Origin of the sequence: Trichocoleus sp. FACHB-6 (assembly GCF_014695815.1) — a bacterium.
GTDB lineage: Bacteria > Cyanobacteriota > Cyanobacteriia > Cyanobacteriales > FACHB-T130 > Funiculus > Funiculus sociatus.
The window spans coordinates 1-7,391 of the sequence record NZ_JACJOY010000051.1; the positions used below are offsets into that span (position 1 = coordinate 1).

At 45.8% G+C, this 7,391-nt stretch carries 10 protein-coding genes; 7 read left to right on the top strand and 3 right to left on the bottom strand.

Going from position 1 to position 7,391, the window contains the following annotated elements:
- Positions 1-100: 100 nt before the first annotated feature.
- Positions 101-301: a hypothetical protein gene (locus tag H6F66_RS09835; protein WP_190420667.1), complete on the bottom strand. Its 201-nt coding sequence runs from the start codon at positions 299-301 to the stop codon at positions 101-103.
- A 265-nt stretch (positions 302-566) separates the two neighbouring features.
- On the opposite strand from H6F66_RS09835, the gene H6F66_RS09840 reads away from it, so the two are divergent.
- The 5 genes from H6F66_RS09840 (at position 567) to H6F66_RS09860 (ending at position 5,838) form a co-directional block, all read left to right on the top strand.
- A complete protein-coding gene (locus H6F66_RS09840; protein WP_199313315.1) occupies positions 567-836 on the top strand; it encodes a ribbon-helix-helix protein, CopG family in 270 nt (89 codons plus the stop codon).
- A gap of 84 nt (positions 837-920) precedes the next feature.
- On the top strand, positions 921-1,226 hold the full coding sequence (locus H6F66_RS09845) for a fertility inhibition FinO-like protein (protein ID WP_190420668.1): 306 nt from the start codon (positions 921-923) through the stop codon (positions 1,224-1,226).
- A gap of 394 nt (positions 1,227-1,620) precedes the next feature.
- Entirely contained in the window at positions 1,621-1,800 is a 180-nt protein-coding gene (locus H6F66_RS09850) for a hypothetical protein (protein WP_190420669.1), read from the top strand.
- 129 nt (positions 1,801-1,929) lie between these two features.
- Positions 1,930-2,253, top strand: a complete 324-nt coding sequence (locus H6F66_RS09855) for a hypothetical protein (RefSeq protein ID WP_190420670.1) — start codon at positions 1,930-1,932, stop codon at positions 2,251-2,253.
- A 183-nt stretch (positions 2,254-2,436) separates the two neighbouring features.
- Positions 2,437-5,838 (top strand): plasmid replication protein, CyRepA1 family, encoded by a 3,402-nt coding sequence (locus H6F66_RS09860; protein ID WP_190420671.1) that lies wholly within the window; start codon positions 2,437-2,439, stop codon positions 5,836-5,838.
- Here H6F66_RS09860 and H6F66_RS28855 read toward each other — a convergent pair.
- Complete coding sequence (locus H6F66_RS28855; protein ID WP_277874028.1) at positions 5,795-5,929, bottom strand: hypothetical protein; 135 nt, start codon at positions 5,927-5,929, stop codon at positions 5,795-5,797. The two genes, H6F66_RS09860 and H6F66_RS28855, sit on opposite strands and share 44 nt — an antisense overlap.
- 546 nt (positions 5,930-6,475) lie before the next feature.
- Positions 6,476-6,694: a hypothetical protein gene (locus tag H6F66_RS09865; RefSeq protein ID WP_190420678.1), complete on the bottom strand. Its 219-nt coding sequence runs from the start codon at positions 6,692-6,694 to the stop codon at positions 6,476-6,478.
- Between H6F66_RS09865 and H6F66_RS29285 the strand changes: the two genes are divergently transcribed.
- Both H6F66_RS29285 and H6F66_RS09875 read left to right on the top strand, forming a co-directional pair.
- A complete protein-coding gene (locus tag H6F66_RS29285; protein ID WP_190420672.1) occupies positions 6,675-6,875 on the top strand; it encodes a nucleotidyltransferase family protein in 201 nt (66 codons plus the stop codon). The two genes, H6F66_RS09865 and H6F66_RS29285, sit on opposite strands and share 20 nt — an antisense overlap.
- A complete protein-coding gene (locus H6F66_RS09875) occupies positions 6,872-7,297 on the top strand; it encodes a hypothetical protein (RefSeq protein ID WP_190420674.1) in 426 nt (141 codons plus the stop codon). Before H6F66_RS29285 ends, H6F66_RS09875 begins: the two co-directional genes overlap by 4 nt.
- Positions 7,298-7,391: the final 94 nt, after the last annotated feature.

Consider the following 7,391-nt stretch of genomic DNA (forward strand, 5'->3'; position numbering starts at 1 on the left):
TTATGAGTTATTGCCAGAAACATCGGAGACTTTTATTTATCTGGCAATGATCCGTATCATGGTCAGGCGGTTGGCATAATATTTAACCCCTCACCACTTTTCAAACATCCTCTAAGAGTGGAGCAGCAGCTAGCTCGTTCTGATGTGGGTTAGACAGCCACCACGTAATGAAATGTTTTCCGTAGCGGGTCAGCATGAGGCTAACAACTTCACTGGTGGAACTTGCACTGGTAACTTGTTTTATTTCGTCAACGATTGGCTTGACTTCTGCTGACAAAACTATACGGGTTTGTGTTGACATTTTTACTTCACTGCCATTCCGTAGAATCTGGTTAACTGCGAAAAGTTAGGGGCAACCATTGTTTTGATTCCTTGTGTAATGAGCCGAAAATTTGGTGTGTTGAGCATGAAGCACTCATATTCAGGCGCAAGGGCGATCGCCAGTTGCAACCGTTCCAGGTGCTTCTAGTGCCGTGTTGCGTCTATGTCTGCTATATTAGCAACAAAGTAATGAAATGAAAATTACATTACCTGAGTTTTTAGTTAAGTAATTCAAAGAACCCATAATGGAAGAAATGTTTTTTGTAGAACAGCAGATATCAATGCCGACAGACAAAGCGCTGGTTAGCGTCTACATACCTCAAGAGGCGAAGGAAAAGCTTGAGGTATGGGCGAAAGAGGAAGATCGGTCTCTAAGCTATATCGTCGGCAGGTTAATTGCCGATGCGATTGAGCTTAGAGAATCAAAGAAAAAGAAAGCTCCTTCGTCCATTGGTAGTGACGAGGGGGAAAGGGTTGCTGCTGAGAAGGCTAAAAGCAAACGCAAGTCAAGCTAGGAGAAATGATGGAAGGCGATCGCGCCTCAAAGGACTGGCAGCTAAAGTATACGCATCACATTTATATAGGAGTTATCACTGTTTATGGCAACTCAGGGAAAGCTTGAATTAACCATAAAGATTTCGGAGTTTCCATCCGACGTGAAGACTGTTGAGAATGGTTGGAAGTCTTTCGAGATTGACTGCGACGGGCAAATTGTCAGCGTAACTGTAAAGCCCAAAGTTTTTAAGAAGTTAGAACAGGCACAAACCGATTACCCGATGTGGGTTGCTGCGATCGCTGGGAAGATGGGCGAAGCTACAGGGCAAGGCTTTGTGTTGAACGAGCCAGCCATCCAAGTTTTTGAGAAAAAACCAAAGGAGCCGAAAGAAGCAGCAGTGGCAGAATGAGGAGCGATCGCAGTGAAAATTGATGCGTGATCGCAGCCAACTCACCAAGCGATCACCTCTTGATGAAATTCTTACCAAGCTAAAGCATCACTAAGAACAAATGCGATCACACTTATTATTGGCGATCGCGTTTGTTAGGGAGTGGCGATCACTAATAACAGGTCAAAAAAAGCGATCGCCTATCGCCTAGTTCTAAAAAAAAGCATTTATTGTAGCAGATGCAAAATGTAATACAAATCAAAGGAGTCAAACATGACAATCGCCTATTACCAATTCACGGTTATAACTAAACATAGTTAAATATATTCCTGAGAAAATCGCCAGAAACGAGGCGGTAGGCGATCGCCAATGTATTTATGTATTAGAATAAGTTTGTCCGCCCTGGAGAATCCAGATGGTACAAAGACGACCAATTCGATTTACACAAAGACTAGGTGCTGCTCAATTCGATCGGTTGCAGGCAACCGCTAACAAATTGGGCGTTGCTAAGGCAGAAATTACTCGTACAGCCCTCGATAAATACCTGGATGAACTGGGTTCACTTCGCTACGAAATCAGAACGCCAGTAGTTTAAACTACTGGCGTTCAGTTCTTTTATTCACCCACGCAACGGTTTCAAAGTTTGCCGACCCAGAACCGATTGCAGTGGACTACAGGTTCCCACTCCCGTTGACAGCGGATAGATGGGACACTTATCTATTCTATGCTTGACAGTTTTTTTGAGCAAAGTTATTCTCTTGCATCATTATTATCTCATAATCCCGATAAGTTATCTCATAATCCCGATAAACTTACCGGAGATTCCCTAGAATTATTATTACATAATCCCGATCAAGTTGCAGTAGATTCGGGTGAACGCCGATCGCCTCACGCAACAACCGAGCGATCGCCGCTACCTGAGTTCATCCGAAAACACGAACTTACAGACGCACTTAAATATCTTGAGGCAAAGGGACTGTGTGGAGAACACGCCCTTTTCGCTCTTGCGCTGACACAAAACCTAATGTGTCGGGGGGTGGAGCTATGACTACCCTACAGGCGACGACGAAAAAGGCTAAGTCTACATCGTTAAACCTTCCACTTTTCAATCCTCCGTGCTGGCTGTGCGGGTGCCGGGAATCCGCAATCATTCCAGCGATCGCGCCAACTCTCCGAGCCAGCGTGCGCTGCATTAATTGCGATTGTTTCTTACGCGCGGCTGGAGGGGGGAATGACTAAGTTTGCCCCTACCAAGCGTACCAGCCCTTGCTCCATTTGTGGCGACACCTCCGGAGATTGTCGCCAGATTAATACTTTGGTTTTGTGCCACAACTACATCGACAATGATGCTGGTGTCGCCGGATGGAAGCGTATTAAATCCACCAAGGATGCAATCTGGGGTGTTTATGCACCAGATGACGGTACAAACGGCAAGAGCTGGCAGGATGTCGCTGAGGAATACAACCGCCGCCGCCAGCACGAACGAGAGAAAGAACTTTCAAAACTCAATGAATCACTTCCGATTGACGAGCGCAGCGCTGAAAATCGGAAGCTGCTGTTGCATTTGTCCCTAGCGCATGACCACTATCAAAATTTACGCGATCGCGGTTTAGACGACGCTCAGATTAAAGCTGGACTGTTCCGTACTGCCGTACCCAATCAACCGCTCCAAAATATCTCGCCGCGACTCGCTGGTGTTGGTTGGGGTGGAAATCAGTTGTTTGTCTCGGCTAGAGGAATCTTAATTCCTGCTTGGGACACCCAAGGACGGATTCTGGGAATGCAGATTCGTCTAGATGGTGCCACTAAAAGTAAATATCGTTGGCTTAAATCAAAGTTTGGCTCTCATCTACCGAGCGGAGAACTACCCCTCGGCTGCTATCGCCCGGTGCAGGGGGCGAAGCGCAACAGCATCGGGCTTTGCGAAGGACTGTTGAAACCTTGGATCGCGGCCCAGCGTTTGGATCAGATTTTCTTGGGTGCCGCTGGCGGATGCTTTGCCAGTAGCCCTAAACAGTTGAAAGCTAATCTCGATCAACTTTCAGCCGAACTGAGGACGAAAACAATTGACCTTTACCCAGACGGTGGAGCAATTCTCAATAAGTCGGTTTTACGCCAATATAACCGGACTATCGAGCTTGTTACCGAATGGGGATATAAAGTCCGGATCGCCTGGTGGGGACAAATTCAGAAAGGTCAGCCGGATGTAGATGAACTAACTAATTTTGATGCGATCGCCTACCTAACGCCACAGGAATTTTCTGAGCTGGCAGAGAAAGAACAATTCTGGCAGAAGGTTTCCGATGCCCAGAAAAAACTCAACACTTTAACCTACCCAACTAACATCCTGCTAGATTGCGAATACCTACCCATTGATACTCTGGTTCAGCAGCTACCAAGCCAGGGAGTTATTGCACTTAAAGCACGAAAGGGCGGTGGTAAATCAACCTTAATTGAACGCCTAATTGCCCAATACAAAGTTCAAAACCGTCCAGTAGTATCTATTACTCCTCGCATTGCCCTTGGTCGGGAACAGGCTTTCAAGTGGGACATAGCTTGGATTGACGAAGTAGGCGTATCTGGTAACTATACGCTTACTAACCAGATGCGAGAACACGAAGAAGCATTGGCATTGTGCTGGGATTCACTCTGGAAGATTTTACCCAAAAATTTAAGCCGTGCCGTTATCATTATCGACGAATCAGAACTGGGATTCTCTCACGTTGCGACTTCATCAACTTGCAGAGAAAAACGCTCATTTGTCCTTGATACTTTTTCCAAAAAAATTCAGGAAGTTTTGGGCAGCGAAGGGTTGGTGATTTTGTCTGATGCTGATTTGACTGATATTTCCGTTAATTATGTTAAGAAGCTCGTTCCCGATGCGCCTATCTTTACTGTAGTCAACGTCCACAAGGGCAAACCTTGGGATGTTGAATTCTACACGGGTAAGTATGGCGATGTAGAAGATTTAATTTTTCAAAATTTGGAGGACGGCATAAAAACAACCGTGGCAACTGATAGCCAGCTTGAAGCAGAGGCGTTGGAACGAGCGGCACTAAAGTTGAAGCCAGATGCCAAAATTATTCGGATAGATCGAAAAACTACGCAGGAAGCTTGGGGACGGAATTTTGTTAAGGATGCGAATCAAAGCATTGAAACTCTCCAGCCAGATTTACTGATTTATACGCCGTCAATGGGCGTTGGAGTCTCTATTACCATTGAATATTTTGAGGAAGTTTTTGGCTTATTTTTCGGTTCTTTAGAGCCGTCTCAATGTCGGCAGATGCTAGCAAGAGTTAGACGACCTGTGCCTCGTATTGTTTGGGCTAAGGATGCTAACCACGATACTTCAGGGTGTAAATCGTTTCTGCCTGAAGTAGTTAAGCGGCAGTTAATGAAATTCCACTCCGAAACATCAATAAATATTCTTGATCTAGCCAAGAACATTGCTGGAGAAGGAGCTGAAGACGGAGAGATTCTGGAAGCTTTAAACCAGCTGTGGAATCCAGAAACCAAAACCTGGGACAACCCACACATTGACCTTTATGCCAAATTAAAAGCTCGCCGTAATTTTGGTTTATCTCAATTAGCAGTTCAGCTTATGCAAGAACTAGAAGAAGAAGGACACACTCTATGTTGCTTTGAAGGTAATCCTACACCCTTTGGAGATGCGATCGCTGGTGCCAAGGACGAACTCAAGGATGAGGAATCTATAGCTAAGTCAGAAGCTAAGGATATTTCCTTGGAAGAAGCTCAAGCCATTATGAGCAATTCTAATTCCACAGAAGAAGACAGGCACAAGGCGGATAAGGCATTCCTGAAAAACGAACTTCCAGGCGTGGATTTGACACCACAATTTATCCGCAAGGCAGTCATTGAAGATAGACGACGCTGGTTAAACTCTGTAAAACTTTATTGGATGTTGGGGAACGAGGCCAAGACGCAAGAATTGGATCGACGAGAATGGCGGCACAAGCTTAAGCAATTCTCGCAAGGTATCGCTTTCATTGCAGATGTCCGCACCTATAGCGCCCAAGTTAAAACACTCAAAGATGTAGGCTTGCTCAGCCTAATCGATCCAGAGCGAGACTACACCGCAGCCGATGCAGATGTTCAGGAGTTCTTGCAGCGGGCTTACTTCATGCGACATCGGCTTTACACGGCACTTAACATCACAGTCACTTCCAAGACTGACGCTATAGATTTGATTAACCGACTGCTGAAGAAAGTAGGACTCAGGTTGGTATGCGATCGCAAGTCTGGCGACACCAGGTATTACCGACTCGACCGAGAGCAGTTGTTAGATCCGGACAGAATTTCAGTTCTTGACGCTTTGAATAGGAAATACGCTGAGATCCAAAACCAGCAAGCACCTGAGCTTGGACATGACACGCCCATTTGTTTAAATAAAAAGGCTGTCATGTCCAATTTGGATTTAGAACAAGAAGTCGAGCGAGATGAGACGGGCGCGGCGGACGAGAGCTGGGTAGGCAAGGCACTGCGGGTGATGCAGGGGCTTTACGAAGGGCAGACAGTGCGGGTAACTAAACAATTGGATGACTGCCTCGAAGTATGTGAAGGGTGGCTTGTCAGTCTTCGGGAGATTGAGCGAGGGTATTACGCGATCGCTTAGTGCTGGATACGCGATCACGTCCGCTCTCAGTTGGTAGTAAGAAAGCGATTATTGCCAGCCCAATCAACAGCGATCGCTCTGGACTTCCCATCTCAAGGGCAGGCGTTAAGATTCAGCTTCAAGGGGCGCATAGAACCAGCTAGACAATCTAGCTGGTTCTGTTTTGGACGCTCTAGTGTCAAGCGGCATTTTGCTTAATGACTGTATCACCTGCGTGCCTTGACTGGCTGTGGAGTATCAAGTAAAAGGACAACAGGGTTGCTGGGTGGAATTGCTTTCAACGGTTTGGACACCCCATGAACGCGAGGACACCCCATGAACGCACAATTTTAACGTTCTTTCATGGGGTGTGAGCTGGACAATTTGGGGGATTTTAGACTGTGCGGCACGGTGATCGTTGACCACTAATGAAAACTTTGAACGAATGCCCCTGAAACGCTTTCCTAGTAAGGGTTTTTGGGGTACTGATAACGTTACGAGATTGATGAACCCATGAACGCCATCATTTTGATGTCGTTGAACGATCGATTGGGGCGGCTTCAAAGGCGTGATCGCTCTTGTCGTCGGAAGCAAAGTAACCATCGATTGCCACCAGATACCATCACTAGGCATCAATCACCAGCGATAAAGCTCTGATTTAAGGTGTGCCAACGATTACCGACGATGGACTCACCCCCTTGCCAGACAGGGTGAATTTTGGCACTGGCTTGGGCGCTGGCTTCCTTGGCGAATGAAGCTGTGGGTAGCGATCGCGCAGAGGCTTGTATTCCGGCTGACCAACGTAAATGTCAGTAGATGGTTGCAGAAATGCTGGTTTTTCCCCTAATTGACTCCACATGGCGACATCTGTAGGCATCTTATGGCGTGATCGAGGACAATGGCAGTTATTTGCTCCTTATGGTCTTAATGATTTGTGTAATAACATAATCCGGCCACAACGAGCGCATCTATACAACGCTGGTGCTGCTAGTAAAACGAAAAAAGTTAACCTTAGCAGAGCCTTATCAGTTAATCGTTTCTTTATCCTTAAGTTATGAATGAGCAAACACTTAGTCAAGCGCTGCTGAACCTCCCTGAAAATGCACAAGAATCTATAGTCGATCAAATTTTCGGATCAGAATTTTTGAAGGCGCTTGGTTTTGAAATAATGGAACGTGTTCCCCAGTACAATACCGGGGATGGTGGGCCAGTTGATTATGCTCTTCGTCGTAATACCAATGAAGATATTTTCTTAGCTACTCAAGCCAACCCTTATCTTCTGCTTGAACTAAAGGGTAGAGACGTTAACCTGAGCGAGGCATCTGCACAATATCAATCAACAGTTAAGCAACTTAAGCGCTACTTGCTGGCCAGTAACTGTAAAACTGTGCAGTGGGGTATTATTACTAATTCAATCCACATACAGCTATTTAGGAAACACGGCAAAGTTATCTATCCAGCCAGGGTAAGAGCATCTTAATCAGGCTTGACACAAGGAATCAGAAGAATCTAAGGTAGGGTCAAGAAAACAAGAACTGAGAACTTGAATCATATAATCATCATCCATAGCGGCT

What these genes read in the sequence shown, in the direction of transcription:
- H6F66_RS09835 (WP_190420667.1), bottom strand. Translation starts at nt 301, where the DNA reads ATGTCAACACAAACCCGTATAGTTTTGTCAGCAGAAGTCAAGCCAATC.
- H6F66_RS09840 (WP_199313315.1), top strand. Translation starts at nt 567, where the DNA reads ATGGAAGAAATGTTTTTTGTAGAACAGCAGATATCAATGCCGACAGAC.
- H6F66_RS09845 (WP_190420668.1), top strand. Translation starts at nt 921, where the DNA reads ATGGCAACTCAGGGAAAGCTTGAATTAACCATAAAGATTTCGGAGTTT.
- H6F66_RS09850 (WP_190420669.1), top strand. Translation starts at nt 1,621, where the DNA reads ATGGTACAAAGACGACCAATTCGATTTACACAAAGACTAGGTGCTGCT.
- H6F66_RS09855 (WP_190420670.1), top strand. Translation starts at nt 1,930, where the DNA reads ATGCTTGACAGTTTTTTTGAGCAAAGTTATTCTCTTGCATCATTATTA.
- H6F66_RS09860 (WP_190420671.1), top strand. Translation starts at nt 2,437, where the DNA reads ATGACTAAGTTTGCCCCTACCAAGCGTACCAGCCCTTGCTCCATTTGT.
- H6F66_RS28855 (WP_277874028.1), bottom strand. Translation starts at nt 5,929, where the DNA reads ATGGGAAGTCCAGAGCGATCGCTGTTGATTGGGCTGGCAATAATCGCT.
- H6F66_RS29285 (WP_190420672.1), top strand. Translation starts at nt 6,675, where the DNA reads ATGGCGACATCTGTAGGCATCTTATGGCGTGATCGAGGACAATGGCAG.
- H6F66_RS09865 (WP_190420678.1), bottom strand. Translation starts at nt 6,694, where the DNA reads ATGCCTACAGATGTCGCCATGTGGAGTCAATTAGGGGAAAAACCAGCA.
- H6F66_RS09875 (WP_190420674.1), top strand. Translation starts at nt 6,872, where the DNA reads ATGAATGAGCAAACACTTAGTCAAGCGCTGCTGAACCTCCCTGAAAAT.